This window comes from Plantactinospora alkalitolerans, from assembly GCF_015690345.1.
Taxonomy (GTDB): Bacteria; Actinomycetota; Actinomycetes; order Mycobacteriales; family Micromonosporaceae; genus Plantactinospora; species Plantactinospora alkalitolerans.
Genome location: NZ_JADPUN010000176.1, coordinates 64,082 through 89,726 on the forward strand (window position 1 = coordinate 64,082; position 25,645 = coordinate 89,726).

At 70.6% G+C, this 25,645-nt stretch carries 24 protein-coding genes; 10 read left to right on the top strand and 14 right to left on the bottom strand.

Annotated features, from left to right (window positions below; all coding sequences use genetic code 11):
- Positions 1-29: 29 nt before the first annotated feature.
- Positions 30-1,460, bottom strand: a complete 1,431-nt coding sequence (gene sufB, locus I0C86_RS18740; RefSeq protein ID WP_196202538.1) for a Fe-S cluster assembly protein SufB — start codon at positions 1,458-1,460, stop codon at positions 30-32.
- Positions 1,457-2,170: a helix-turn-helix transcriptional regulator gene (locus I0C86_RS18745; protein WP_196202564.1), complete on the bottom strand. Its 714-nt coding sequence runs from the start codon at positions 2,168-2,170 to the stop codon at positions 1,457-1,459. Before I0C86_RS18745 ends, sufB begins: the two co-directional genes overlap by 4 nt.
- 182 nt (positions 2,171-2,352) lie before the next feature.
- Here I0C86_RS18745 and I0C86_RS18750 point away from each other — a divergent pair, with 182 nt between their 5' ends.
- A complete protein-coding gene (locus I0C86_RS18750; protein WP_196202539.1) occupies positions 2,353-3,300 on the top strand; it encodes a COX15/CtaA family protein in 948 nt (315 codons plus the stop codon).
- A 129-nt stretch (positions 3,301-3,429) separates the two neighbouring features.
- Here the strand turns inward: I0C86_RS18750 and I0C86_RS18755 are convergent, their stop codons facing one another.
- Together I0C86_RS18755 and I0C86_RS18760 are read right to left on the bottom strand one after the other, a co-directional pair.
- Entirely contained in the window at positions 3,430-3,768 is a 339-nt protein-coding gene (locus tag I0C86_RS18755; RefSeq protein ID WP_196202540.1) for a hypothetical protein, read from the bottom strand.
- A gap of 199 nt (positions 3,769-3,967) precedes the next feature.
- Positions 3,968-4,921 carry a heme o synthase gene (locus tag I0C86_RS18760; protein WP_196202541.1) on the bottom strand — a complete coding sequence of 318 codons (954 nt, stop codon included), beginning with the start codon at positions 4,919-4,921 and terminating at the stop codon, positions 3,968-3,970.
- A 259-nt stretch (positions 4,922-5,180) separates the two neighbouring features.
- On the opposite strand from I0C86_RS18760, the gene tkt reads away from it, so the two are divergent.
- From tkt to pgl, 6 genes are read left to right on the top strand one after another with little or no spacing between them, the layout of a single operon-like run.
- On the top strand, positions 5,181-7,319 hold the full coding sequence (tkt, locus tag I0C86_RS18765; RefSeq protein ID WP_196202542.1) for a transketolase: 2,139 nt from the start codon (positions 5,181-5,183) through the stop codon (positions 7,317-7,319).
- 17 nt (positions 7,320-7,336) lie between these two features.
- Entirely contained in the window at positions 7,337-8,524 is a 1,188-nt protein-coding gene (gene tal / locus I0C86_RS18770; protein ID WP_196202543.1) for a transaldolase, read from the top strand.
- Positions 8,521-10,200: a glucose-6-phosphate isomerase gene (locus I0C86_RS18775; RefSeq protein ID WP_323373715.1), complete on the top strand. Its 1,680-nt coding sequence runs from the start codon at positions 8,521-8,523 to the stop codon at positions 10,198-10,200. Before tal ends, I0C86_RS18775 begins: the two co-directional genes overlap by 4 nt.
- 52 nt (positions 10,201-10,252) lie before the next feature.
- A complete protein-coding gene (zwf, locus tag I0C86_RS18780) occupies positions 10,253-11,767 on the top strand; it encodes a glucose-6-phosphate dehydrogenase (RefSeq protein WP_196202544.1) in 1,515 nt (504 codons plus the stop codon).
- A gap of 40 nt (positions 11,768-11,807) precedes the next feature.
- Complete coding sequence (locus I0C86_RS18785) at positions 11,808-12,812, top strand: glucose-6-phosphate dehydrogenase assembly protein OpcA (RefSeq protein WP_196202545.1); 1,005 nt, start codon at positions 11,808-11,810, stop codon at positions 12,810-12,812.
- Positions 12,809-13,573, top strand: a complete 765-nt coding sequence (pgl, locus tag I0C86_RS18790; RefSeq protein WP_196202546.1) for a 6-phosphogluconolactonase — start codon at positions 12,809-12,811, stop codon at positions 13,571-13,573. Before I0C86_RS18785 ends, pgl begins: the two co-directional genes overlap by 4 nt.
- 4 nt (positions 13,574-13,577) lie before the next feature.
- Here pgl and I0C86_RS18795 read toward each other — a convergent pair whose 3' ends face one another.
- The 8 genes from I0C86_RS18795 to rapZ form a co-directional block, all read right to left on the bottom strand.
- A complete protein-coding gene (locus I0C86_RS18795) occupies positions 13,578-13,922 on the bottom strand; it encodes an RNA polymerase-binding protein RbpA (RefSeq protein ID WP_196202547.1) in 345 nt (114 codons plus the stop codon).
- A gap of 159 nt (positions 13,923-14,081) precedes the next feature.
- Entirely contained in the window at positions 14,082-14,336 is a 255-nt protein-coding gene (gene secG / locus I0C86_RS18800; RefSeq protein WP_196202548.1) for a preprotein translocase subunit SecG, read from the bottom strand.
- A gap of 51 nt (positions 14,337-14,387) precedes the next feature.
- On the bottom strand, positions 14,388-15,152 hold the full coding sequence (tpiA, locus tag I0C86_RS18805; protein ID WP_196202566.1) for a triose-phosphate isomerase: 765 nt from the start codon (positions 15,150-15,152) through the stop codon (positions 14,388-14,390).
- 32 nt (positions 15,153-15,184) lie between these two features.
- Positions 15,185-16,384 carry a phosphoglycerate kinase gene (locus tag I0C86_RS18810; RefSeq protein ID WP_196202549.1) on the bottom strand — a complete coding sequence of 400 codons (1,200 nt, stop codon included), beginning with the start codon at positions 16,382-16,384 and terminating at the stop codon, positions 15,185-15,187.
- Positions 16,381-17,385 carry a type I glyceraldehyde-3-phosphate dehydrogenase gene (gene gap, locus I0C86_RS18815; RefSeq protein ID WP_196202550.1) on the bottom strand — a complete coding sequence of 335 codons (1,005 nt, stop codon included), beginning with the start codon at positions 17,383-17,385 and terminating at the stop codon, positions 16,381-16,383. Before gap ends, I0C86_RS18810 begins: the two co-directional genes overlap by 4 nt.
- 382 nt (positions 17,386-17,767) lie before the next feature.
- Positions 17,768-18,748, bottom strand: a complete 981-nt coding sequence (gene whiA, locus I0C86_RS18820) for a DNA-binding protein WhiA (protein ID WP_196202551.1) — start codon at positions 18,746-18,748, stop codon at positions 17,768-17,770.
- Between the two features lie 72 nt (positions 18,749-18,820).
- Positions 18,821-19,786: a gluconeogenesis factor YvcK family protein gene (locus I0C86_RS18825; protein ID WP_196202552.1), complete on the bottom strand. Its 966-nt coding sequence runs from the start codon at positions 19,784-19,786 to the stop codon at positions 18,821-18,823.
- Positions 19,783-20,715, bottom strand: a complete 933-nt coding sequence (gene rapZ, locus I0C86_RS18830; protein ID WP_196202567.1) for an RNase adapter RapZ — start codon at positions 20,713-20,715, stop codon at positions 19,783-19,785. Before rapZ ends, I0C86_RS18825 begins: the two co-directional genes overlap by 4 nt.
- Before the next feature lie 233 nt (positions 20,716-20,948).
- Between rapZ and I0C86_RS18835 the strand changes: the two genes are divergently transcribed.
- The 3 genes from I0C86_RS18835 to I0C86_RS18845 all read left to right on the top strand — a co-directional run bounded on the left by I0C86_RS18835 (position 20,949) and on the right by I0C86_RS18845 (position 23,674).
- Entirely contained in the window at positions 20,949-21,605 is a 657-nt protein-coding gene (locus tag I0C86_RS18835) for a winged helix-turn-helix domain-containing protein (RefSeq protein ID WP_196202553.1), read from the top strand.
- Positions 21,602-22,900 (top strand): MFS transporter, encoded by a 1,299-nt coding sequence (locus I0C86_RS18840; RefSeq protein ID WP_196202554.1) that lies wholly within the window; start codon positions 21,602-21,604, stop codon positions 22,898-22,900. Before I0C86_RS18835 ends, I0C86_RS18840 begins: the two co-directional genes overlap by 4 nt.
- Positions 22,901-23,092: 192 nt before the next feature.
- Positions 23,093-23,674: a DUF4760 domain-containing protein gene (locus I0C86_RS18845; RefSeq protein WP_196202555.1), complete on the top strand. Its 582-nt coding sequence runs from the start codon at positions 23,093-23,095 to the stop codon at positions 23,672-23,674.
- A gap of 72 nt (positions 23,675-23,746) precedes the next feature.
- Here the strand turns inward: I0C86_RS18845 and I0C86_RS18850 are convergent, their stop codons facing one another.
- Positions 23,747-24,418: a hypothetical protein gene (locus tag I0C86_RS18850; protein ID WP_323373716.1), complete on the bottom strand. Its 672-nt coding sequence runs from the start codon at positions 24,416-24,418 to the stop codon at positions 23,747-23,749.
- 343 nt (positions 24,419-24,761) lie between these two features.
- Positions 24,762-25,418, bottom strand: a complete 657-nt coding sequence (locus I0C86_RS18855) for an MOSC domain-containing protein (RefSeq protein ID WP_196202556.1) — start codon at positions 25,416-25,418, stop codon at positions 24,762-24,764.
- Positions 25,419-25,645 lie beyond the last annotated feature (227 nt).

The following is a 25,645-nucleotide window of genomic DNA, read 5'->3' on the forward strand; positions in this document are numbered from 1 at the left end:
GCGAATCCGGGGGGTCGTCGCGACCGGCGTCAGCCGACCGCGCCCTCCATCTGCAACTCGATCAGCCGGTTGAGTTCCAGGGCGTACTCCATCGGGAGTTCCTTGGCGATCGGCTCGATGAAGCCGCGCACGATCATCGCCATCGCCTCGTCCTCGGTCATGCCCCGGCTCATCAGGTAGAAGAGCTGGTCCTCGCTGACCTTGGACACGGTCGCCTCGTGCCCCATCGACACGTCGTCCTCGCGGATGTCGACGTACGGGTAGGTGTCCGAGCGGGAGATCGCGTCCACCAGCAGCGCGTCGCACTTCACCGTCGACCGGCTGTGGTGCGAGCCCTCCAGCACCTGGACCAGGCCCCGGTAGGAGGTCCGGCCGCCGCCACGGGCGATCGACTTGGAGACGATCGTGCTCGACGTGTGCGGGGCGGCGTGCACCATCTTGGCCCCGGCGTCCTGGTGCTGGCCCTCGCCGGCCATCGCCACCGAGAGCACCTCGCCCTTGGCGTGCTCGCCGGTCATGTAGACCGCCGGGTACTTCATGGTCACCTTGGAGCCGATGTTGCCGTCGATCCACTCCATGGTCGCGCCCTCGTGGCAGACCGCCCGCTTGGTGACCAGGTTGTAGACGTTGTTCGACCAGTTCTGGATGGTCGTGTAGCGGCAGCGTGCGTTCTTCTTCACGATGATCTCGACGACCGCGCTGTGCAGCGAGTCGGAGGAGTAGATCGGCGCGGTGCAGCCCTCGACGTAGTGCACGTACGCGCCCTCGTCGACGATGATCAGCGTCCGCTCGAACTGGCCCATGTTCTCCGTGTTGATCCGGAAGTACGCCTGCAGCGGGATCTCCACCTGCACGCCCTTCGGCACGTAGATGAACGAGCCGCCGGACCACACGGAGGTGTTGAGCGCCGCGAACTTGTTGTCGCCGACCGGGATCACCGTGCCGAAGTACTCCTTGAAGACGTCCTCGTGCTCCTTGAGCGCCGTGTCCGTGTCCAGGAAGAGAACGCCCTGCTCCTCAAGGTCCTCGCGGATCTTGTGGTAGACCACCTCGGACTCGTACTGGGCCGCGACACCGGCGACCAGTCGCTGCTTCTCGGCCTCCGGGATGCCCAGCCGGTCGTAGGTGTTCTTGATCTCCTCGGGCAGGTCCTCCCAGCTGGCTGCCTGCTTCTCCGTGGAGCGGACGAAGTACTTGATGTTGTCGAAGTCGATCCCGCTCAGGTCGGCGCCCCAGTTCGGCATCGGCTTGCGCCCGAACAGCCGCAGCCCCTTCAACCGGAGGTCGAGCATCCAGGCGGGCTCGTTCTTCTTGGCGGAGATGTCCCGCACCACCGCCTCGCTGAGGCCACGCTGAGCGCTCGTGCCGGCCACGTCGGAGTCGGCCCAGCCGTACTCGTAGCGTCCGAGAGCGGCGAGCTGCTCCTCCTGCGTCAGGGGCTGGACGATCTGCTCGGTCATCTGTCTGTCCTCACATTGATGACGGAATGTATCGACTGGGCCGGAATGTGCGTGGTGCACACGCCGTCGCCGTGGGCGATGGTGGCGAGGCGCTGCACGTGACTGCCGATCAGGCGGGAGATGACCGCCGTCTCGGCCTCGCACAGCTGGGGAAACTCCGCGGCCACATGGGCCACCGGGCAGTGGTGCTGGCACAACTGGCCACCGGAGGCGATCGTGGAAGCGCTGGCAGCGTATCCCTCGGAGGTGAGCGCCTCGGCAAGTGCCTCGGCCCTGGCCAGCGGATCGTCCCCGGCGCCCTCCATGGCCGCCCGGCAGCGGGCCTCCAGCGCCGAAACCTGCTCGGCGGCGAACGCGCCCACCGCGTCCGGGCCGTCGTGCCGGGAGATCCACCGCAGCGCGGCGGTGGCCATCCCGTCGTAGGTGTGCGTGCCGCAGCGCCGTCGCCCGGAGTCGGTGAGCCGGAAGAGCTTGGCGGGCCGTCCCCGACCACGCTGGCCGCGTACGGCCTGGTCGCGGGCGGTGACCTCGCCGTCGGCGAGCATCGCGTCGAGGTGCCGGCGGATCGCCGCGGAGCCGAGGCCCAGTTCCGCGCCGAGCTGGGCGGCGGTCGCCGCGCCGTGCTCCAGCAGCAACTGGGTCACCCGATCCCGGGTGGTACGCCCGTCGGACCCGGCGACAACCCCGGCAGTGACGACAGGGCCGGCGATACCTGCGGCGACGACAGGACCGACGACCGGCTCGGTCGCCCGCTCCTGCTCGGAGTACGCCGCCAGGTTTTTCACAACGTCAACGTTACGTATTTCATCCAAGGTCCGCAAACCCGGGCTCCGGTGATCCGGACCACCGGGCGGCGGGCTTGCCGTCCAGCATGATCACATTTGCACGTACGATGGCCGGCGTGAGCCGATTCGGCGAATTTCCCGGCAAACCCACCCTATCGCGGCTGGCTCTCGCCTCCGTGGTGGGAAACGTCCTGATCGTCGGCACCGGCGGTGCGGTCCGACTGACCAAATCCGGGCTCGGCTGCCCGACCTGGCCCCGCTGCACCGACGAGTCGTACGTGGCGACCGCCGAGATGGGCGTGAACGGGGCCATCGAGTTCGGCAACCGGCTGCTCACCTTCGCGCTCGCCGCCGTGGTCATCGCCGCGGTGGTCGTCGCCTGGCGGCAGCGTCCCCGTCGCCGGCCCCTGCGGCTGCTCGCCGTCGCCGCCGCGCTCGGCATCCCGGCCCAGGCGGTGGTCGGCGGCATCACCGTGCTCACCAACCTCAACCCCTGGGTGGTCGGGCTGCACTTCCTGGCCTCCATGGCCGTCATCGCGGCGGCCTTCGCGTTCTGGCGGCGCACCCTCGAACCGGACGGCCCCGCCCGGCCGACCGTGCCGGCACCGCTGCGGGCGCTCGCCCGGGTGACCGCCGGGGTCACCGCGGCGGTACTGGTCGTCGGCACCTGGGTGACCGGCAGCGGCCCGCACTCCGGCGACGCGGGCGCGGCCCGCAACGACCTGGACCCGGAGACGATCTCCCAGGTGCACGCCGACATGGTGTTCCTGCTCCTGGGCCTCGCCATCGCGCTGTGGTTCGCGCTGCGGGCGGTGCACGCACCGGCCGGCGCACTCCGGGCGGCCGGCCTGCTCCTCCTCGCCATCGGAGGCCAGGGCCTGATCGGCTTCGTCCAGTACCTCACCGGCCTGCCGGTGGCACTGGTCGGCGCGCACATGCTCGGCTCCTGCCTGGTCTGGCTGGCCGCCCTGGCCGTGCTCTGGTCGACCCGGCAACGCCAGCCGACGGCCACCCCCGCCGACACACCAACGCCACACGCCGTCGCACTGGTGTAAGGAAGGGCCCCTTCTTATCGTTTTCTGTAGAAGAAGGGGCCCTTCCTAACCGGTCAGCACCCCGGCGGCGCCGGTAATGAGAGCGACCCGGGGCAGGCCCCGGGTCGCGTGGTTATCGGACAAAAGATATCAACGGGCAAAGGTGCGGCGAGCCATCGACCGCCACAGATCGTGACCCGGACGCATCTGGTCCACCAGTTCCCGCTCCCATTCGTTCTCCACGGCGACCCCCGCCTTGGCGCAGGCCAGTCTCGCGACATCCGTGCTCTCCGCGAACTGGTCAGCCCACACGCCGTCCTCCCCCACCAGGACAATGCGCGCGCCCCGCTTGCCGACGTACTCGATGACCGCCTTCGCGCCGCCGTGGCCGGCGGCAAACGACTGGATGCCAGAGACCAGACCATTGGGGGTCTGGCCCGCGACGGCGGTCTGATCGGCCGTCGGCGTCGTATCGGAACCATCTGCCATAACGCGAAGCCTAAGCAGACTTCGACCGCCATGCGGGGCGCCTACCGATATTTTGTGATGCCAATTACTCTCGGTTTGGCGTTCCACCCGCGCATCTTCGACCGATTTTTCGGGCTATAAGTGACCAAATTAAAGCCACTATTCACGTTCAAAACGGGCAAAGAGGGATGAACCGCGACATACCCCCACAGAACAGGGGTCAGAGCAGGGCGTCGACCGCGACCGCGGCGAAGAGGATCGTGAGGTACGTGATCGACCAGTGGAACAGCCGCATCGGCTTCAACGGCTCGCCCCGCCCGGCCCGCCGGCTCAGTCGGTGGGACTCCACGATGAACATCCCACCGACCGCCAGGGCCGTCACCCCGTAGACCAGACCCATGCCCAGCGGCCACAGCAACACGGACACCAGGACGGTCAGCCAGGTGTAGAGCACGATCTCCAGGTTGACCCGGCGGATCGAGGCGACCACCGGCAGCATCGGAATCCCGGCCCGGCGGTAGTCGTCCTTGAACTTGATCGCCAACGCGTAGAAGTGCGGCAACTGCCAGAAGAAGACCACCGCGAACAGGCCCCACGCCTGCGGTGCGAGCGACCCGGTGACCGCGGCCCAGCCGATCAGCACCGGCGCCGACCCGCAGATACCGCCCCAGAACGTGTTCTGCGACGTGTTCCGCTTGAGCCACATCGTGTAGACCACGTCGTAGTAGACGATCGCGGCCAGGGTCAGCGCGGTGGCCAGCCAGTTGGTGAAGACCGCCATCAGGGTCACCGAGACCGCCGCCAGCACCAGCCCGAAGACCAGCGCACTGCGCGGCGCGACGGTGTGCGTCGGCAACGGACGACGCCTGGTCCGCTGCATCAACTGGTCGATGTCCCGGTCGATGTAGCAGTTGAGCACGTTGGCGGCACCGGCGGCCAGCGAGCCGCCCAGCAGCACCACGCCGACCAGCCAGAGCGACGGCAGTCCGTCGGCCGCCAGCATCATCGTCGGCACGGTGGTGATGAGCAGCAGCTCCACGATCCGCGGCTTGGTAAGCGCGACGTACGCCCTGATCCGGGCCGCGACATCAGCGCGCCGGGACACCTCGCGGTCGGCCTTCGTCCCCGCCGTCGGGGCACCGCCGGTCGCGGGGCGCTCGGTGATCGTGCTCACGGATTGCCACCTTCCGGCGTCGGCACAGGGAGAAACGGTGCGTAACAGCGTGGGCGGCGGGCGACCAGCCGGACCAGCACGCCGACCGACAGCCTACGCGTCGCCGTTTGCGCTGCCCGGGCGACCCTTGAACGGTGCGAACGATCACACTCCCGACGAAGCGACGCACCGGGTGCGACATCCGGGGGTTGGGTTTCGGAAGGGGTCGCTAGGGTCATCAGTGAGGGTTCCGCCCATCTGTTGAGGAGCGCACACGATCGTGGCTGACAATCGACCCGCCCAAGACTCGCTGAGCTGGTCCGATCTCGACCAGCGTGCCGTGGACACCGTCCGCGTGCTGGCCATCGACGCCGTGGAGAAATCCGGCAACGGCCATCCGGGTACGGCGATGAGTCTCGCGCCCGCCGCATACCTTCTGTTCAACAGGGTGATGCGGCACGACCCCACCCATCCCGACTGGACCGGCCGGGACCGGTTCGTGCTCTCCGCGGGCCACAGCAGTCTCACCCTCTACATCCAGCTCTACCTCAGCGGTTACGGGCTGGGTCTGACCGACCTCAAGGCGTTGCGCCAGTGGGGTTCGCTGACCCCGGGCCACCCCGAGCACGGTCACACCCGAGGCGTCGAGACCACCACCGGCCCGCTCGGCCAGGGGCTCGGCAACGCCGTCGGAATGGCGATGGCGGCCCGCCGGGAGCGCGGCCTGCTGGACCCGGACGCCCCGGCCGGCACCTCGCCGTTCGACCACCACATCTGGTGCATCGCCTCGGACGGCGACATCGAGGAGGGGATCAGCCACGAGGCCAGCTCGCTCGCCGGACACCAGCAGCTCGGCAACCTCACCCTGATCTACGACGACAACGAGATCTCGATCGAGGACGACACCCGGATCGCCAAGAGCGAGGACGTGTCCGCCCGGTACGCCGCGTACGGCTGGCACGTGCAGACCGTGGACTGGCGTACCGGCGACGCGGACCAGGGCGACTACCACGAGAACGTCGAGGAGTTGTACGCCGCGCTGCTGGCCGCGAAGGCGGAGACCGGCCGGCCCTCGTTCATCGCGTTGCGCACCATCATCGGCTGGCCGGCACCGACCAAGCAGAACACCGGCAAGATCCACGGCTCGGCGCTCGGTGCCGACGAGGTCGCCGCGACCAAGAAGCTGCTCGGCTTCGACCCGGGGCAGCACTTCCAGGTCGACGACGAGGTACTGGCGCACGCCCGGCAGGTGATCGAGCGGGGTCAGGCCGCGCACGCCGAGTGGGAGACCGCGTACCAGTCCTGGGCAGGGGCGAACCCGGAGAGCAAGGAGCTGCACGACCGGCTGGCCAGCCGTACGCTGCCGGCCGGCTGGACCGACGCGCTCCCGGAGTTCCCGGCCGACGCCAAGGGCATCGCCACCCGGGCCGCCTCCGGCAAGGTGCTCGGGGCCCTCGCCCCGGTACTGCCCGAACTCTGGGGCGGCTCCGCCGACCTGGCCGAGAGCAACAACACCACGATGGAGGGCGAGCCCTCCTTCATCCCCAGCGAGTACGCGACCAAGGCGTTCCCCGGCAACGAGTACGGCCGTACCCTGCACTTCGGCATCCGCGAGCACGCGATGGGTGCGATCCTGAACGGTATCGCCCTGCACGGCGGCACCCGGCCGTACGGCGGCACCTTCCTGGTGTTCAGCGACTACATGCGTCCGGCGGTACGGCTCGCCGCGCTGATGAAGCTGCCGGTGACGTACGTCTGGACGCACGACTCGATCGGCCTCGGCGAGGACGGGCCGACGCACCAGCCGGTCGAGCACCTGACCGCGCTGCGGGCCATCCCCGGACTCGACGTGATCCGGCCGGCGGACGCCAACGAGACCGCCTGGGCCTGGCGGCGGGCACTGGAGCAGACCGACCGGCCCGCCGCGCTGGCGCTGAGCCGGCAGCCGCTGCCGACGCTGGACCGCACCGAATTCGCCAGCGCCGACCAGACGGCCAAGGGCGGTTACGTGCTGGCCGAGGCGTCGAACGCGCAACCGCAGGTGATCCTCATCGGCACCGGTTCCGAGGTGCAGCTCTGCCTCACCGCCCGGGACCGGCTGGAGGCCGAGGGCACCCCGACCCGGGTCGTCTCGATGCCCTGCCAGGAGTGGTTCCGGGAGCAGGACTCGGCCTACCAGGACTCGGTGCTGCCCCGTGACGTCAAGGCCCGGGTCAGCGTCGAGGCTGGCATCGCGATGTCGTGGCGCGACCTGATCGGCGACGCCGGTGAGGCCGTGAGCCTGGAGCACTACGGCGCGAGCGCGCCGCACACCGTGCTCTTCGAGCAGTTCGGATTCACCCCGGACCGGATCGTGGCGGCCGCGCACGCGTCGCTGACCCGGATCGGGGACATCACCGGTACGACCACCGGCAACTAAAGGGAGCGATAGCGACTATGACTGACCGGTTGGGTGAGCTCACCGCCGCGGGCGTGGCGGTCTGGCTCGACGATCTTTCAAGGGTACGGCTGAGTTCGGGCAACCTGGACCAGTTGCGCCGGGAGAAGCACCTGGTCGGGGTGACCACCAACCCGACGATCTTCGCGAAGGCGCTCAGCGACGCCGACGAGTACAACTGGCAGCTCCACGACCTCGCCCTGCGCGGGGTCACCGTCGAGGAGACGGTCCGGATGCTCACCACGTACGACGTGCGTTGGGCCTGCGACGTGATGCGCCCGGCGTACGACAGCAGTGCCGGCGTCGACGGCCGGGTCTCCATCGAGGTGGACCCGAGGCTGGCGTACGAGACCGAGAAGACCGTGGCCGAGGCGAAGGCCCTGTGGTGGCTGGTCGACCGGCCGAACCTGTTCATCAAGATCCCGGCGACCGAGGCCGGGCTGCCGGCCATCACCGCGACGCTCGCCGAGGGGATCAGCGTGAACGTGACGCTGATCTTCGGGCTGGACCGCTACTCGCAGGTGATGGAGGCGTTCCTGGCCGGCCTGGAGCAGGCGAAGGCGAACGGGCACGACCTCACGAAGATCGCCTCCGTGGCGTCCTTCTTCGTCTCCCGGGTCGACTCGGAGGTGGACAAGCGGCTGGACAAGCTCGGCGCCGACGGTCGACCGGACCTCGCCGCGCTGAGGGGCAAGGCGGCGGTCGCCAACGCCCAGCTCGCGTACGAGCGTTACTCGGAGGTGTTCTCCTCGGACCGGTGGCAGGCGCTGGCCGACGCGGGCGCCCATCCGCAGCGCCCGCTCTGGGCGTCGACCTCCACGAAGAACCCCGACTACCGGGACGTGATCTACGTCGAGGAGCTGATCGCGCCGGGGACCGTGAACACCATGCCGGAGCCGGTGATCGACGCGTACGCCGACCACGGCGAGGTACGCCCGGACACCGTCACCGGGGCGTACGCGCAGGCCCGTCAGGTCTTCGCCGGACTGGCCGCGGCCGGCATCGACTTCGACGACGTGATCGCCACCCTGGAACGCGAGGGTGTGGAGAAGTTCGAGACCAGCTGGCTGGAACTGCTGGACGGGGTACGGAAGTCGCTCGAAGCGGCGGCCGAGGGTGCCACGAAGCCCGGCCGCGCCGCCCAGGGCAATGCGGCGGCGGCACAGCGCGCCGGAGGCAACGCGTGAACGCGCCGCAGGATCTCCTGGACGGCGGATGTGAGGGGGCGGCCGGGCTCGCCGTCTACGGTGCGGAGGCGGTCGACGCGGAGGCCCCGGCCTCGGCCCGGGCCGCGCTGCTCGCCGACGACGTACCGGCCCGGCTGACCCGGAAGGACCCGACGTTGTGGGGGCCGGACGCGCAGGCCGAGGCGGCGGTCCGGCTCGGCTGGGTGGACACCTTCCGGCGCAGTCGGGAGTTGCTGCCGCAGCTCGCCGAGCTGAAGGCGGAACTCGCCGACCTCGACCACGTGGTGCTGGCCGGAATGGGCGGTTCCTCGCTGGCCCCCGAGGTGATCACCCGTACCCTCGGCAAGTCGCTGACCGTGCTGGACACCACCGACCCCGGGCAGGTCCGGGCGGCGCTGAACGACCGGCTGGACCGTACCGTGGTGGTCGTGGCCAGCAAGTCCGGTTCGACGGTGGAGACGGACAGCCACCGGCGGGCGTACTGGCAGGCGTTCCTCGACTCCGGGCTGACCGAGGCGGAGGCCGGGCGGCGCTTCGTCGTGGTCACCGATCCGGGCTCGCCGCTGGCCGAGACCGCCGCCGAGATGGGTGCCTTCGTGGTGCTCGCCGATCCGGAGGTGGGTGGGCGGTACTCCGCGCTGACCGCGTTCGGGCTGGTCCCCTCGGCGCTGGCCGGGGTCGAGGTGGCGGAACTGCTCGACCAGGCCGAGGAATTGTTCGGCGCGCTCGGCGGCGACCGGGACAACCCGGGGCTGGGCCTCGGTGCGGCGCTCGGCGCCGCCGCCACCAACGGGCGGGACAAGGTCGCGCTGATCTCGGACGGAACCGGCATCGACGGCCTCGGCGACTGGGCCGAACAGTTGATCGCCGAGTCCACCGGGAAGAACGGCGTCGGGATCCTGCCGGTGGTGATCGAGGACCCGAGCAGCCCGGGGGCGACCGGACCGGACGTGCTGACCGTGACCTACGGCGGCGGGCTGCCGGCCGGGGCGGTGCCGGGCGGTGGGATCCAGGCACACGTGGCCGTGAACGGTCCGCTCGGCGCCCAGTTCATGGCCTGGGAGTACGCCACCGCGGTCGCCGGGGTGGTGCTCGGGATCGACCCGTTCAACCAGCCGAACGTCACCGAGTCCAAGGAGAACACCAACCGGCTGCTCGGCACCGGCCTGCCGGTGGAGACGCCGACGTTCGTCGACGCCGGTGTCGAGGGGTACTGGTTCCCGGGCGGGAGCCGGCAGGAGGCGCCGCTCCCCGGCGACCTGGCGGGCGCGCTGCGACTGCTGATCGACGGGTTGGCCGACGACGGCTACCTGGCCGTGATGGCGTACCTGGACCGGTTCGGCGACGCCAAGGCCGGGCAGGTCCGGCCCGGACTGGCCACCGCCTCCGGTCGGCCGGTCACCTTCGGCTGGGGGCCCCGCTTCCTGCACTCGACCGGCCAGTACCACAAGGGCGGTCCGCAGCTCGGCTCGTTCCTGCAGATCACCGGGGACGTGACGGACGACCTTCCGGTGCCCGGCAAGCCGTACTCCTTCGCGCAGTTGCAGGCGGCGCAGGCCGCGGGTGACCGGCAGGCGCTCGCCGAGCGGGGTCGGCCGGTGCTGCGGCTGCATCTGGGCGACCGGGCGGCCGGGGTGCCGCACGTGCTCGATGCGGTACGGGGTCTGCGGAGTTGACGGCGAGCCGGCATGCTGAAAGTAGAGGTCGGACGAGGCAAGGAGGGAAGCCGTGAATCCGCTGCGCGACCCGCAGGACCGGCGGTTGCCGCGGATCCCGGAGCCGTGCGCGCTGGTGATCTTCGGCGTGACCGGCGACCTGGCCCGTAAGAAGCTGATTCCGGCGGTGTACGACCTGGCCAACCGCGGGTTGCTGCCGCCCGGCTTCGTGGTGCTCGGGTTCGCCCGCCGGGACTGGGGCGACGGCGACTTCGAGTCGGTGGCCCGGGACGCCGCGCAGGCGCACGCCCGGACGCCGTGGCGGGAAGAGGTCTGGGCCCGGCTGGTCGGCAACATCAAGTTCGTCGGCGGCGCGTTCGACGACGACGCCGCGTTCGACCACCTGGCCGACGCCCTGGACGAGTTGCGCGACACCCACGGCATCGCGGGCAACGCGGCGTTCTACTTCTCGATCCCGCCGGCCGCGTTCCCGACCGTGCTCAAGCAGCTCGCCCGGACCGGCATGTCGGACAACGACAAGGCCGGCGGCTGGCGCCGGGTGGTGGTGGAGAAGCCGTTCGGGCACGACCTGCCCTCGGCGAAGGCGCTCAACGACCTGGTCGACGACGTCTTCACCCGGGAGGACGTCTTCCGGATCGACCACTACCTGGGCAAGGAGACGGTCCAGAACATCCTCGCCCTGCGGTTCGCCAACAATCTGTTCGAGCCGCTGTGGAACTCCAAGTACGTCGACTCGGTCCAGATCACCATGGCCGAGGACGTCGGTATCGGCTCCCGGGCCGGCTTCTACGACGCCACCGGGACCGCCCGGGACGTGCTCCAGAACCACCTGCTGCAACTGCTCGCCCTGGTCGCGATGGAGGAACCGACCAGTTTCGACGCCAGCGAGATCCGGGCGGAGAAGCTCAAGGTGCTGCGCGCGATCACCCTGCCGAAGGACATCGGCGCGGGCACCGTCCGGGGGCAGTACCTGCCCGGCTGGGTGGCCGGCAAGCGGGCGGTCGGCTACCTCGACGAGGAGGGCGTGCCGACCGACTCGACCACCGAGACGTACGTGGCCGTCCGGCTCGGCATCCAGAATCGGCGCTGGGCCGAGGTGCCGTTCTACATCCGGGCCGGCAAGCGGCTGCCGCGCCGGGTGACCGAGGTCGCGATCATGTTCAAGAAGGCGCCGCACCTGCCGTTCAATCCCGCCGACATGGAAATGCTCGGCAACAACCAGCTCGTGATCCGGGTCCAGCCGGACGAGGGCGTCGTGCTGAAGTTCGGTTCCAAGGTCCCGGGTACGACGATGGAGGTCCGGGACATCGCGATGGACTTCCAGTACGGCGAGGCGTTCACCGAGGCCAGCCCCGAGGCGTACGAGCGGCTGGTGCTGGACGTGCTGATCGGTGATCGGACGCTCTTCCCCGATGCGGCCGAGGTCGAGCAGAGCTGGCAGGTGATCGATCCGCTGGAGGATGCCTGGGCGGGCGTCAAGCCGGAGCCGTATCGGGCCGGCGAGTGGGGTCCACGGGCGGCGGACGAGCTGCTGGCCCGGGAGGGCCGGTCGTGGCGGCGGGCGTGACTCCCCGAGGATCTGACATCACGACGACCAGGAGGCACCGTTGATCGGCCTATGGGACACCACCGGTAACGAGGTGGTGAAGGCGCTGGCCGCCGAACGGCGCAGCGCGGGTGGGGTGGCGAGCGGGATGGCGCTCACCCTGATCGTGGTGGTCGACGAGGCGCATGTCCGGGAGGCCGAGGCGGCGGTGACCATCGCCTCCGCGGCACATCCGTGCCGGATGGTGGTCGTGGTCCGCTCCGACGTCGAACGCGACCGTAACCGGCTGGACGCAGAGATCGTGGTCGGCGGTCGGCTCGGTCCGGGCGAGGCGGTGGTGACCCGGATGTACGGTCGGCTCGCCCTGCACGCCGAGTCGGTGGTGATGCCGCTGCTGGTGCCGGACGTACCCGTGGTGACCTGGTGGCACGGTCCGCCACCGGCGGAGATCGCCAACGACTTTCTCGGGGTGGTCGCGGACCGCCGGATCACCGACACCGCCCAGGCGGACGACCCCGTGGAGGCGCTGCGGCAGCGGGCCCGGGACTACGCTCCCGGGGACACCGATCTGGCCTGGACCCGGATCACGCCCTGGCGCACCCTGGTCGCCGGCGCGTTCGACACCACCGAGGGCAACCAGGTCACCTCGGCAACGGTGGTGGCGCCGCACACCGATCCGACCGCGGCGCTGATGATCGGTTGGCTGAAGTCCCGGCTCGGGCTCAATCCGCAGTGGCAGCACACAAGTGATCATCCCCGGATGCGCTCGGTCACGCTGCGCTGTGTCAATGGCGACGAGATGGCGCTGAGCCGGGAGGACAGCCTGGCGACGTTCCGGCGTACCGGGCAGGCCGACCGGAACCTGCCGCTGGTCCGCCGGCCGCTCGGGGACGAGCTGGCCGAGGAGCTGCGCCGGCTGGACCCCGACCAGATCTACGCCGGCGCGCTGGGTGCCGCCGCCGGGATCTCCGGCCTGGACACCCGGCCGGCACAGCGGGTGCACGTCTGGAAGGACCCGTCGAAGCAGCCGTCCACCGCCGCCGCGCAGGGAGTGGCCACGGCGTGACCGACAAAACTCTCGTGGTGCACGCCGACCCCGATCTCCTCGCCCAGGCTGTCGCCGCCCGGCTCGTCGTCAAGGTGATCGACGCGCAGGCCGAGCGCGGCCAGGCGGGCATCGTGCTGACCGGCGGCCGGATCGCCGCTGCCGTCTACCGGGCGGTCCGGGACCTGCCGGCACGCGACGCCGTCGACTGGTCCCGGGTCGACGTCTGGTGGGGCGACGAACGCTTCCTGCCGGCCGGGCATCCGGACCGGAACGAGACCCAGGCCCGTGCGGCCCTGCTCGATCATCTGCCGCTGACCCCGGCGCGGGTGCACCCGATGCCGCCCTCGGACGGGCCGGACGGCGCCGACCCGGAGGCCGCCGCAGCCCGGTACGCCGAAACGCTTGTCGCGGCGGCCGGGCCGGCGGCACTGCCCCACTTCGACGTGCTGATGCTCGGGGTGGGCGAGGACGGTCACGTCGCGTCGATTTTCCCGGAGCATCCGGTCGGCTACTCCGACGGTGCGGTGGCGGCGGTCCGGGACAGCCCCAAGCCGCCGCCGGTCCGGGTCACCCTGACCCGATCGACGATCAACAGCGCCGAGGAGGTGTGGTTGATCGCCGCCGGTGCCGACAAGTCCGCTGCGGTCCGGATGGCCCTGGCCGGCGCCGGGCCGGCGCAGCTACCGGCTGCCGGCGTCCACGGGCTGGGTGCCACCCGCTGGCTGCTGGACCGGGCTGCGGCGGCCGACGTCCGGCCGACGTTTCCTAGCCTGCGCTGAGGGTTCAGCGCTCGCCGCGGCGCTGGCGCAGCTCGGCCAGCGCCTCGGCGAGGATCGCCTCGGCGTCCGCTTCGCTCCGCCGTTCCTTCACGTAGGCCAGGTGCGACTTGTAGGGCTCGGCCCGTTGCCGCCCCGGCGGATTCTGCACGTCCTGCCCGGCCGGCTGCCCGCAGTGCGGGCAGTCCCAGGTGGCCGGGGGCTCCGCCTCGGCCGCCAGCAGGATCTCCACGCTGTGCCCGTTCGCACACCAGTAGGTGACCGGGCGACGGGGGGCGGGTTCGCATCGTTCGGTGGGCCGGGCTGGTCCGGCACCAACTCGGCTGCCACGGATGGCACTGCCACTTGGCACGGCTGCTCGCTCCGTTCGTCAGAGGGGGTCCGCCACGACAGCGGCGGTATGACGCGGTGGGCGTATGGCACGGTGCGGCGCAGACAACTGCGCGCGGCCCACGTTAGCGGACCGCGCGCAGTTTGTACGCCCTGGGTCGGTTGGAAACGACCCGGATTGTCAGGTGGTCTCGGCGAGCCTCAGCCACAGGCCCAGGCCGACGATGCAGGCAAACCAGACAAGACTCACCAGAACGGTGTATCGGTCAAGGTTCTTCTCGGCGACCGAGGAGCCGGCCAGACTGGAGCTGACCCCTCCGCCGAACATGCTCGACATCCCGCCGCCCTTGCCCCGATGCAGCAGGATCAGCAAGGTGAGCAGCACGCTCGTGATGACCAGCAACACGATCATCGTGTATGCGAACCAGATCGGCATGGTAGGGGTCAGTCCTCTCAGCTACGCGGGGCCCGTCAAGGATAGCGACCGTCAGCGCGCGATGTGCTCCGGGAACCGGCAGATCTGCGCGAAGTCCTCGGGGTCCAGGCTCGCGCCGCCGACCAGGGCGCCATCCACATCAGGCTGCGCCATGATAGCCGCGATGTTGGCGGCCTTCACGGAGCCACCGTAAAGTACCCGAACCTGGTCGGCGGTGGCCGCGCCGTGCAGCTCGGCGATCCGCGCCCGAATCGCCCCGCAGACCTCCTGGGCGTTCTCCGGGGTGGCGGTCTTGCCGGTGCCGATCGCCCAGACCGGTTCGTAGGCGACGACCACCTTGAGCACCTGCTCGGCGGTCAGCCCGGCCAGCGCGCCGTCGAGCTGGTCGCGGGTGTACGCCACCTGCCCCTCCGCCTCGCGGATGTCCAGCCCCTCGCCCACGCAGAGGATCGGGGTCAGCTCGTTGGCCAGCGCCGCCTTGACCTTGGCGTTGACCAGGGCGTCGTCCTCGTTGTGGTACGCCCGCCGCTCGGAGTGGCCGACCACCACGTATCCGCAGCCCAGCGCGGCCAGCATCGCCCCGGAGACCTCCCCGGTGTACGCGCCGGACTTGTGCGCGGACAGGTCCTGCGCGCCGTACCCGATCATCAGCTTGTCGCCGTCGACCAGGGTCTGCACGGTACGCAGGTCGGTGAACGGCGGCAGCACCACCGTCTCGACGTCGGTCAGCTGCTTCTCGTTGAGGCTCGCGGCGAGCTTCTGGATCAGCAGGTTGGCTTCCCGGTGGTTCAGGTTCATCTTCCAGTTGCCCGCCATCAGGGGCCGGCGGGCGGGTGTGGGGGTGGCCACTATTGCTCCAGAGCGAGGATGCCGGGGAGGGCCTTGCCCTCCAGGTATTCCAGCGAGGCTCCCCCGCCGGTGGAGATGTGCCCGAACGACGACTCGTCCAGACCGAGCGCCCGTACGGCGGCGGCGGAGTCACCGCCACCGACCACGGTGAAGCCCTTCACGCCGGTGATCGCCTCGGCCACGCCCCGGGTGCCGGCGGCGAACGGAGCCAGCTCGAAGACGCCCATCGGGCCGTTCCAGAACACCGTACGGGCCGTGCCGACCGCCTCGGCGAACTCGGCGACGGTCCGGGGGCCGATGTCCAGGCCGAGCCGGTCGGCCGGGATCTGGTCGACCGGAACCGTGTCGTATTCGGCGTCCGCGCTGAACTCGGTCGCCGCCACCACGTCCACCGGCAGCACGATCCGGCCGGCGCCGCGCTCCAGCAGCTCGCGGCAGGTGTCGACCATTTCCTCTTCGAGCAGCGACTTCCCCACCTCGTGGCCCTGGGCGCGGAGGAAGGTGAAGCACATTCCGCCGCCGATCAGCAGCTTGTCGACGGTGGGCAGCAGCGCCTCGATCACGGCGAGCTTGTCGGAGACCTTCGAACCGCCGAGCACCACCACGTACGGCCGGTCCGGCTCGTGCCGCAGCCGCGCCAGCACCTCGACCTCGCGCAGCACCAGCCGGCCCGCGACGTGCGGCAACCGGGCCGGTACGTCGTGGACGCTGGCGTGCTTGCGGTGCACGGCGCCGAACGCGTCGTCGACGTACGCGACCGCGAGCGCGGCGAGCTGGTCGGCGAAGGCACCCCGCTCGGCGTCGTCCTTGCTGGTCTCGCCCGGGTTGAACCGCAGGTTCTCCAGCAGGGCTACCTGACCGTCGCCGAGCCCCTCGACCGTCTTGCGGGCGGACTCGCCGACCGTGTCGGCGGCGAACGCCACCGGGGAGTCGAGCAGCTCACCCAGGCGGGTGGCCACCGGGGCCAGGCTGTACTTCGGGTCGGGCGCACCCTTGGGGCGTCCCAGGTGGGAGCAGACCACGACCGCCGCCCCGGCGTCCCGCAACGCGGTAAGCGTCGGCAGGACGGCCCGGATCCGGCCGTCATCGGTGATGGCGCCGGTCTCCTTGTCGAGGGGCACGTTCAGGTCGGCGCGTACCAGCACGCGCCGACCTGACACCCCCTCGGCGAGAAGATCGTCGAGGTTGCGGATGCTCACAGCGACTTGCCTACCAACTTGACCAGGTCGACGAGGCGGTTGGAGTAGCCCCACTCGTTGTCGTACCAGCCGACGACCTTGACCTGGTTGCCGATCACCTTGGTCAGCCCCGAGTCGAAGATGCAGGAGGCCGGGTCGGTGACGATGTCGCTGGAGACGATCTCGTCCTCGGTGTAGGTGAGGATGCCCTTGAGCGGGCCCTCGGCGGCGGCCTTCATCGCGGCGTTGATCTCTTCCACCGAGGTGTCCCGGCCGGCGTCGATCGTCAGGTCGGTGGCCGAGCCGGTGGGGATCGGCACCCGCAGGGCGAAGCCGTCCAGCTTGCCCTTGAGGTCGGGCAGCACCAGGCCGATGGCCTTGGCGGCACCGGTCGAGGTCGGCACGATGTTCAGCGCGGCCGCGCGGGCCCGGCGGAGGTCCTTGTGCGGACCGTCCTGGAGGTTCTGGTCCTGGGTGTACGCGTGGATCGTGGTCATCAGCCCCTTCTCGATGCCCACCGTGTCCCGCAGTACCTTCGCCATCGGCGCCAGGCAGTTGGTGGTGCACGAGGCGTTGGAGATGATGTTGTGCTTCGCCGGGTCGTACGACTCGTGGTTGACGCCCATCACGACCGTGACGTCCTCGTTCTTGGCCGGCGCCGAGATGATGACCTTCTTGGCCCCGCCGTCGATGTGTGCCTTCGCCTTGGTCGCGTCGGTGAAGAAGCCGGTCGACTCGATCACCACGTCCACACCCAGGTCACCCCAGGGCAGCTTGCCCGGGTCCTTCTCGGCGAACACCTTCAGGGTGTGCCCACCCACCGTGATCTCGTCGGCGCTCGCCTTGACCTCCTGCTTCAGCCGGCCGAGGATGCTGTCGTACTTGACCAGGTGCGCCAGCGTGGCGTTGTCGGTCAGGTCGTTCGCGCCGACCACCTCGACGTCGGCGCCCGACGCGAGTACCGCGCGGAAGAAGTTGCGGCCGATCCGGCCGAAGCCGTTGATGCCAACCCGGATGGTCACTGGGTCCATCTCCTCGTGTGTTCTGGTTCGCCGCTGTCAGCCAGGCGGCGGCGAAAGTGGCTGCGCCGACCGCTGAAGCCGGCGGCTGACATGTCACCCGGCCGCCCCGCCGCGACCCGACCTGACCGCGTCGAGGCGATGGGCCCCGAGGCGGAGAGCGCGGCGAGAAAGCCGGTTCCGGCCCCGTCGCCGTACGCTGCGACCCTATCCGAGCGCGAGACGTCGCGCTGCGTCGGGGCATAATCCGACCCCTTCGCCGCACGGACCGGGTCGGATGCGGCTGACCTGGGGGTTGGATCACCCCCGGCCGGGGCGTGGCCGCCGCCGACCGGAGCGAGGGACGAGCCGGCCGCCGGGTTTCAGACCGCGAGCATGTCCGGGCTCACACCGCGAGCATGTCCGGGGTCACCGCCGCCTCGGTGTCCGGGATGCCGAGGTCGCGGGCCCGCTTGTCGGCCAGGGCGAGCAGCCGCCGGATCCGTCCGGCGATGGCGTCCTTGGTCAGCGGCGGATCGGCCAGGGCGCCCAACTCCTCAAGGGACGCCTGCCGGTGCTCCAACCGCAGCCGCCCGGCCGAGGTGAGGTGGTTGGGGGCGTCCTCGGCCAGGATCTCCAGTGCCCGGGTCACCCGGGCGGCGGCGGCGACCGCGGCCCGGGCCGAACGCCGCAGGTTGGCGTCGTCGAAGTTGGCCAGCCGGTTGGCGGTGGCCCGCACCTCGCGGCGGACCCGGCGTTCCTCCCAGGACAGCACGCTGGAGTGCGCGCCGATCCGGGTCAGCAGCGCGGCGATCGCGTCGCCGTCCTTGACCACCACCCGGTCCACGCCGCGGACCTCCCGGGCCTTCGCGGTGATGCCGATCCGCCGGGCGGCGCCGACCAGGGCGAGCGCGGACTCCGGCCCCGGACAGGTGATCTCCAGCGCGCAGGACCGGCCGGGCTCGGTCAGTGATCCGTGCGCCATGAAGGCGCCCCGCCAGGCCGACACGGCGCAGCAGACGTTCGCCGCGACCACGTGCGGCGGCAGGCCACGTACCGGCCTGCCGCGTACGTCGAGCAGGCCGGTCTGCCGGGCGAGCGCCTCGCCGTCCTTGACCACCCGGACGATGTAGTGGCTGCCCTTACGCAGCCCGCCGGAGGCGAGTACGTGTATCTCGCTCGGATAGCCGTAGACCTCGGCAACCTCGCGGCGGAGCCGGCGGGCCACCGCTCCGGTGTCGAGTTCGGCCTCGACCACCACCCGTCCGGAGACGATGTGCAGTCCGCCCGCGAAGCGCAGCAGGGCGGCCATCTCCGCCCGCCGGCAGCAGGGTTTGGGCACGTCGACCCGGCTCAGCTCGTCCTTGACCGCAGCCGTCATCGCCATCTTGTCGTCACCTCGTGAGCCGGTTCCGGCGGGTGCCGGTGATTTCGTACGTGCTTCGTGATTCGTACGTGCTTAACGATCGGCGCCCAGGAGAGGCACCAGCGCGGCTCCCAGCGCTGCCGGATCGTGCTGGGGACCACCGTCCGGTACGGCCACCGGGGCGAGCACGAGCCGCGCACCCAGCGATTCTGCCGCACGATGCACCGGCTCGGGGTCACCCACCGCCTTTCCGTCCGCGACCACCGCGTCGATCTTGAGTTCGGGCAGGTACCAGCCGAGCGCCGCCAGGTGGTCGGCGAGCGAGAGATCGAGGGTCTCCGCCTCGTTGGCGAGGTTGAGCGTGACCAGCCGCCGGGCCGGGCTGGCGACGATGGCGGCGGCCAGGTCCGGCACCAGCAGGTGCGGGATCACGCTGGTGTACCAGCTGCCGGGTCCGAAGATCAACCAGTCGGCGCTCCGCACCGCGGCGAGCGCCTCCGGACAGGCGGTCGGGCCCTCCGGGGTGAGCCGTACCGACTCGACCCGGCCGTCGGTGACCGCCACCGCGTGCTGTCCGCGCACCGTCAGCACCGCACCGGGCCGGCGCGGATCGGCGCCGCGTACCCGGGCCTCGATCCCCACCGGCTGACAGGACATCGGCAGCACCCGGCCGACAGCGCCGAGCATTTCCGCGGCGTGGTCCAGCGCGGCAACCGGATCGCCGAGCAGCTCCATCAGCCCGCACAGCACGAGGTTGCCGACGGCGTGCCCGGCCAGCGGATCACGGCCCGCGCCGCCGCTGTCGAACCGGTGCTGGAAGAGTTCGGCGCTGCGCCGCGTACCGGGCCGGTCCGCCGCCAGCGCGGCGAGCGCCTGCCGCAGGTCGCCCGGGGGCAGGGCGCCACGATCGGCGCGGAGCCGTCCGCTGGAGCCGCCGTCGTCGCCCACGGTCACCACGGCGGTGATGCCCAGGTCCAGGTCAGGCGCGCAGTGCCGCAGTGCCCGCAGCGACGCTGCCAGGCCGTGTCCGCCGCCGAACGCGACGACCCGCAGTCTCACTCCCGCCCCAGGTCGCGGTGCTGGGCGTTGGCGGAGAGCCGGGCCTGGCGCAGTCGGGAGGCGAGTTCCTCGGCGATCGCCACGCTGCGGTGCTTGCCGCCGGTGCAGCCGACCGCCACGGTCAGGTAGCGCTTCCCCTCCCGCTCGAAACCGGGCGCGGTCGCGTTGATCAACCGGGCGTACGTCTCGACGAAGGTCACCGCACCGCGTTGCCCGAGCACGTACCGGCTGACGTCCTCGTCCCGACCGGTGTGCTCGCGCAGCTCCGGCACCCAGTACGGGTTGGGCAGGAACCTGGCGTCGAGCACGAAGTCGGCGTCCGGCGGCAGGCCGTACTTGAAGCCGAAGGAGAGCACGGTGACCCGCAGCCGGCGGGCGTCCTCGCCGCCGAACAGCTCCTCCACCCGGCGACGGAGCTGGTTCACGTTCAGGTGGCTGGTGTCGATGATCACGTCGGCCAGGTCGCGGGCCTCTTCGAGCAGCCCGCGCTCGACCGCGATGCCGTCGGCGAGCCGGCCGTCTCCCTGAAGCGGATGCGAGCGTCGGACGCTCTCGAAGCGCCGGATCAGCACCTCGTCGTCGGCGTCCACGAAGACCACCCGGGGCTGGAAGCCGCGCTCCTTCAGCGCCCGGATCGCCCCGGCGAGATCGGTGGAGAAGGCCCGGCTGCGGACGTCGAGCACCATCGCAGTCTTCCGGGCCGCACCACCGGCCTGGAAGGCCAGCTCCGCCATGTCGAGCATGAGCGCCTGGGGGAGGTTGTCCACGACGTAGAAGCCGACGTTCTCCAGGGCCCGGGCGACGGTGCTGCGTCCGCCGCCGGAGACCCCGGTCACCACGACCAGGGCCGTGTCGGACCGGGTCGGGTCCGCCTCGGATCGGACCTGCACCGGCCGTACCCCCTCCGGTCCCGGCTCCGCCTCGGGCATCTCGCCCGTCGGCAACCCGTCGGGCGCCACCCGCGTCCCACTCATGCTCCACCCCCAGCCGTACGCGCCTGCCGGATCGACGGTACGCGCCGATGGGCACGTCCCGAGCGGTCGACCAGCCGGCGAGGTTGGAGACGTAATCTACCCGGCCGTCGCAATCCGGCCGGGCGCCGGGCCTCGCGGACGACTGCCGAGATTTGCTAAAGACATCTCTAGAAAGATATCTTTAGGATATGAAGCCCGAGATACGGCTGACCGACCCGCGCGCTCTCCGGGGGTACGCGCATCCGCTGCGAATGGCCCTGGTCGGACTGCTCCGCCGGGAGGGCCCGATGACGGCGACCCAGGCCTCCGAGCACCTGGACGAGAGCGTTCCGAACTGCTCCTACCACCTGCGCCAGCTCGCCAGGTACGGCCTCGCCGAGCGGGCCGAGGGCGCCGACGCACGGGAACGGCCCTGGCGGGCCACCGCGCAGAACACCACCTGGGACGACCTCTCCGACGACCCGGCGGTACGCGCGGCGGCCAACGAACTCAACGCGGGCATCCTGGACCACTACGTAGCCCGGGCCCGGACCCACCTGGCCCAGCGCGCCTTCGAACCGGTCGACTGGCGGGCCGTGCTCGGCTTCGGCGACGCGCTGGTGCACGTGACGGCGGCGGAACTGGCCGAGCTGACCCGGCGGATCGAGGCCCTGCTCGCCGAGTACGACGAACGCCTCACCGACCCGTCGACCCGGCCCGCCGGGTCCCGGGCGATCGGCGTCATCCAACTGGTCGTGCCCGTCGAACCCTTCTCGGCGGCCGAACCCGGCGAACCCGGCCCGGCCGACGAACCCGGCCCCGCCCGCGAACCGGGTCCGGCAGCGGCGGAGGGGACGGGCCGATGACCGGCACGCTCGCCCCACCGGAGGCACCGGCCCACCGTGGCCGACGCTGGCTTCCGGTCCTGCTCCGGCAGGCGCCGTTCCGGCGGTACTGGTCGGCGCAGACCGTGTCGCTGTTCGGCGACCAGATCTCGATGCTCGCCCTCCCCCTGCTGGCGGTCCTCGGCACCGGGGCCGGTCCCGCCGAGATGGGCTACCTGACCGCCGCCGCGCTGATCCCGAACCTGCTCCTCTCGCTGGTCGCCGGCGCCTGGATGGACCGCTACCCGCACAAGCGCCGGATGATGGTGATCGCGGACCTCGGCCGGGCGGTGCTGCTGGCCGCCGTGCCGCTGGCCTACCTCTTCGGCATGCTCACCCTGGGCCAGCTCTACGTCGTGGCGTTCCTGACCGGCAGCCTCGCGGTGCTGTTCGAGGTCGCGCACAGCACCCTGTTCGTGTCACTGGTGCCCCGGAAGGACTACGTCGACGCCAACGCGTTGATCAACGGCAGCCGGGCGATGTCGTACGTGGCCGGGCCGAGCGTCGGCGGCGTACTCGTCCAGGTGCTCACCGCACCGGTCGCGCTGCTCGCCGACGCGGTCTCGTACCTGGTCTCGGCGGCGTTCCTGACCAGGATCCGGCCGACCGAACCGGCGCCCGCCGACGGTGCGGGTCTCGACATCGGCCAGGGACTGCGGTTCGTCTTCCGCTCCCCGATCCTGCGTTCGACACTGCTCGGCACCACCACCCTGAACCTCTTCAACTACATGTTCCACGCGCTCTTCGTGCTCTACGTCAGCACCGAACTGCGGATCTCACCGGGCCTGCTGGGCCTGGTGATCGGCGTGGGCTCGGTGGGCGCCCTGCTCGGGGCCGCGCTCACCGGTCGGCTCGTCCGGCGGTACGGGATCGGCCCGACGATGATTCTGAGCTTCGTCCTCTTCCCGGCTCCCCTGGTACTGGTACCGCTCGCCGACGGCCCCACCCCGCTGATCCTGGCCGCTCTCGTCCTCGCGGAGTTCCTCGCCGGGTTCGGCGTGATGATGATGGACATCACCGTCGGCTCGCTACAGACCGCCGTCATACCGGAGACCCTGCTCGCCCGGGTCGCCGGCGCGAAACGCACCGTCAACTACGGGATCCGCCCGGTGGGCGCCCTGCTGGGTGGCACGCTGGGCGCCTGGATCGAGGTACGCCCGACGCTGTGGATCGCCACCGTCGGCGCGCTCGCCGGGTTGCTCTGGGTGCTCCCGTCGCCGATCCGGAAGCTGCGCGACCTGCCGGAGCCGGACGCGCTGCCGGACCCACGGAGGTGATCCGGCCCGGGGCGGCCGGTGCGGAACCCGGTACGGGTCGGATGACCAAGGCCGATATCCTGCCGGGAAATCAACGCCTCGGGTGCGCCGCCGTCCGCTGGCTGCCGTCGTACCCGAGGTCGGTGGGAGGTTCGGTCGGATGACGTTCTCGCTCGTGGCCTGCGACCTGCAAGATCGGTCCAGGGTGACCCGGTGACCGGGCAACTGGCCCGCACCCTGCGCCGGGAGCGGGTGCGTTGGCGGTTGTCCCGCAAGCCCCTACGTCTCCTGGTGCAGGGAGTCGGGCTCGCCGCGCTGGCGTTGACCGGGTTCACGTTCCTGCGGGCCAGCGGTGAGATCAACGAGACCGCCGCGTCGATCCTGGTCGCCGTCGTGTTCGGAGCCGTGACCGTGCTCCAGCAGCGTCAGTCACAGCGTCGGCAGCACACGGTCGGACTGATGACCGCGTTCCAGAGCGCGGAGGGACTCAGTACGGCGGACGTCTGGATGGCCGGGCGGATCACCTCGGGACGGGCGGTGGACGCGGACCTGCCACCGGAGGATGAGCGGCACGTCATCCCGCTGCTCGACTACTACGAGTTCCTCGCCGTCCTCGCCGTCCGGGGCCTCGTCGACGTACCGCTGCTGCTGAATCTGCGGGGCGGCACGATGACCAGGTGCTTCGACCTCTGCCGGGAATACATCGAGGATCGGCGGGTCCGTGCCGGGGCCGAGGTGTACCAGGCGCTGGAGATGCTCGCCGCCGAGTATCGGCGTCGGGTCGGGCCGGCCTGAGGAGAAGACGCCGCTGGCCGGGTCCCCGTCTTCGGGAACCCGGCCAGCGGGATTGCTGCGGTTATGTGGTTGTCAGCTGTTGGTCCACGCGCTGGCGACCAGGTCAGCGGCCTGGTTCTCCCACTTGGCGTACGCGTCCGGGTACGCCGACACCTGCACCTTCTGCGCGGCGTCCGTCAGCGGCATCTCGTGCCACCCGTCGACCTGCTTCAGGCCCTTGAGGAACGCGGTGGTCGAGTACTCCGGATCGGTGATCTGATCCGGCGAACCCCAACCGGAGCTCGGCCGCTGCTGGAACAGGCCCAGCGAGTCGTGGTCGTTGGCGTCACCCAGGTGACCCAGGTTCTCCAACTTCGACTCCTGGAGGCTCGTACCGACCGCGATCACGGCGGCACGCTCATCCAGACCAGCCTTCTTCGTGGCCTTCACGATCGCCTTGACGTTGTCGGACTGCTCACCCGAGAGCCGGATCGAGGACTGCTCGCCCTGCACACCACGCGGAACCAGCTTGTGGCGGTCCGGCTTGGCCTTGGAACCCTGGTCCTTGTCACCCTTGACCGAGTTGGCCACCGCCTGGGCGACCGAGACCGGCTGTCCCTGCTCCGGGGCGGCCTGTGCCGCCACTGCCGGACCGGCGACCGCACCGCCGACAAAGGCCAGACCGGCCAGTCCCAGCGCGCTCTTACGAATGATCGAAGTCTGCTCGATGGCCGGGAGCCATCGGCTGAACAGAGTCGTGTTCACGATGGTTGCCTTCCATTCGGGGATGAACGCCCCGCGGGGGATGCGGGGTGTCAATGGAGATGTCCACGCCAGGGCCGGAAGACCCCGGGGACACGCTCGCCCGAGCGGGGGGTGCTCGGGCGAACACTATATGTAACGACCGGGGGCCCTGGATCATTCCCGGCCCGCCGCCCATCAGCCCAGCTCACAGGCCGTGGTACTCGGTCGTACGCGTAATGTAACGACCGGGCCCCGCCAACATTCCGCCGGGAGACCCCCGGACCCGGTTGATCACGGGTCGGCTCCAGAGCCGGGACGCGAGCTGCCCGAAGTCCGCCCGGACAGCCCCGCCGGGTGATTTGTCTCAGCCGCGGAGGCGGGCGCGCAGCGTGTCCCGCAGGCCGTCAGGCAGGCCCTCGACCTCGAGTAACCGGGGCAGCAGCGCCGGCTCGGTCAGGTACGCCCGGAACGCGTCCGCGATCGTCACCCCGTGGGCCGGTCGGTGCAGCACGTCCACCGGATCCCCGGCCCTGACCTCGCCGGGCTCGACGACCCGCAGGTACGCCCCGGGGCGATTCTCCCGGGTGAACGTCTTCACCCAGTGTGGCTCTGCCATCTTGAGCTGGAACGTGGCGCACGGAATGCGCCCGAACGTCGGCTGGAGGACGAGATCGTCGCCGATCCGCCAGGTTTCGCCGATCACCGCGCCATTCACCTCGACCCCCGAGGTGGTCAGGTTCTCGCCGAAGAGGCCACCCGGCAGCACCCGGTCGAGTTGCGCCTCCCACCAGTCGTAGTCCTCACGGGCGTACGCGTAAACGGCCTGGTCGTCACCGCCGTGGTTCTCGATGTCGAAAATCTGGTCGCCCACCAGACCACTGTGCAGTCCAATCGTCTTCGGGCCGGGTGCGCGGACCGCCACGGCCCCGTCCACCGGCCGCTTGTTGATACCGGTGATGCCGACCCGCTTCGCCGCACTGGGCTCCGGAACGGCGAGATTGACGGAGAGGACTCTGCCCATGTCCGGGAACCTAACGACTGCCGCGCGTACGCGCTGCGAATTTCCCGGTGTCCGGGCTGCCATCCGCGTTGCGGAGCGGACGCCGCTGGCCGGGTCCCCGTGGTGCGGGACCCGGCCAGCCGGACTGCTGCTGCCATCCGGTTGTCAGCTGTTGTTCCAGGCGCCCGCGACGAGGTCGGCGGCCTGGTTCTCCCACTTGGCGTACGCGTCCGGGTACGCCGAGACCT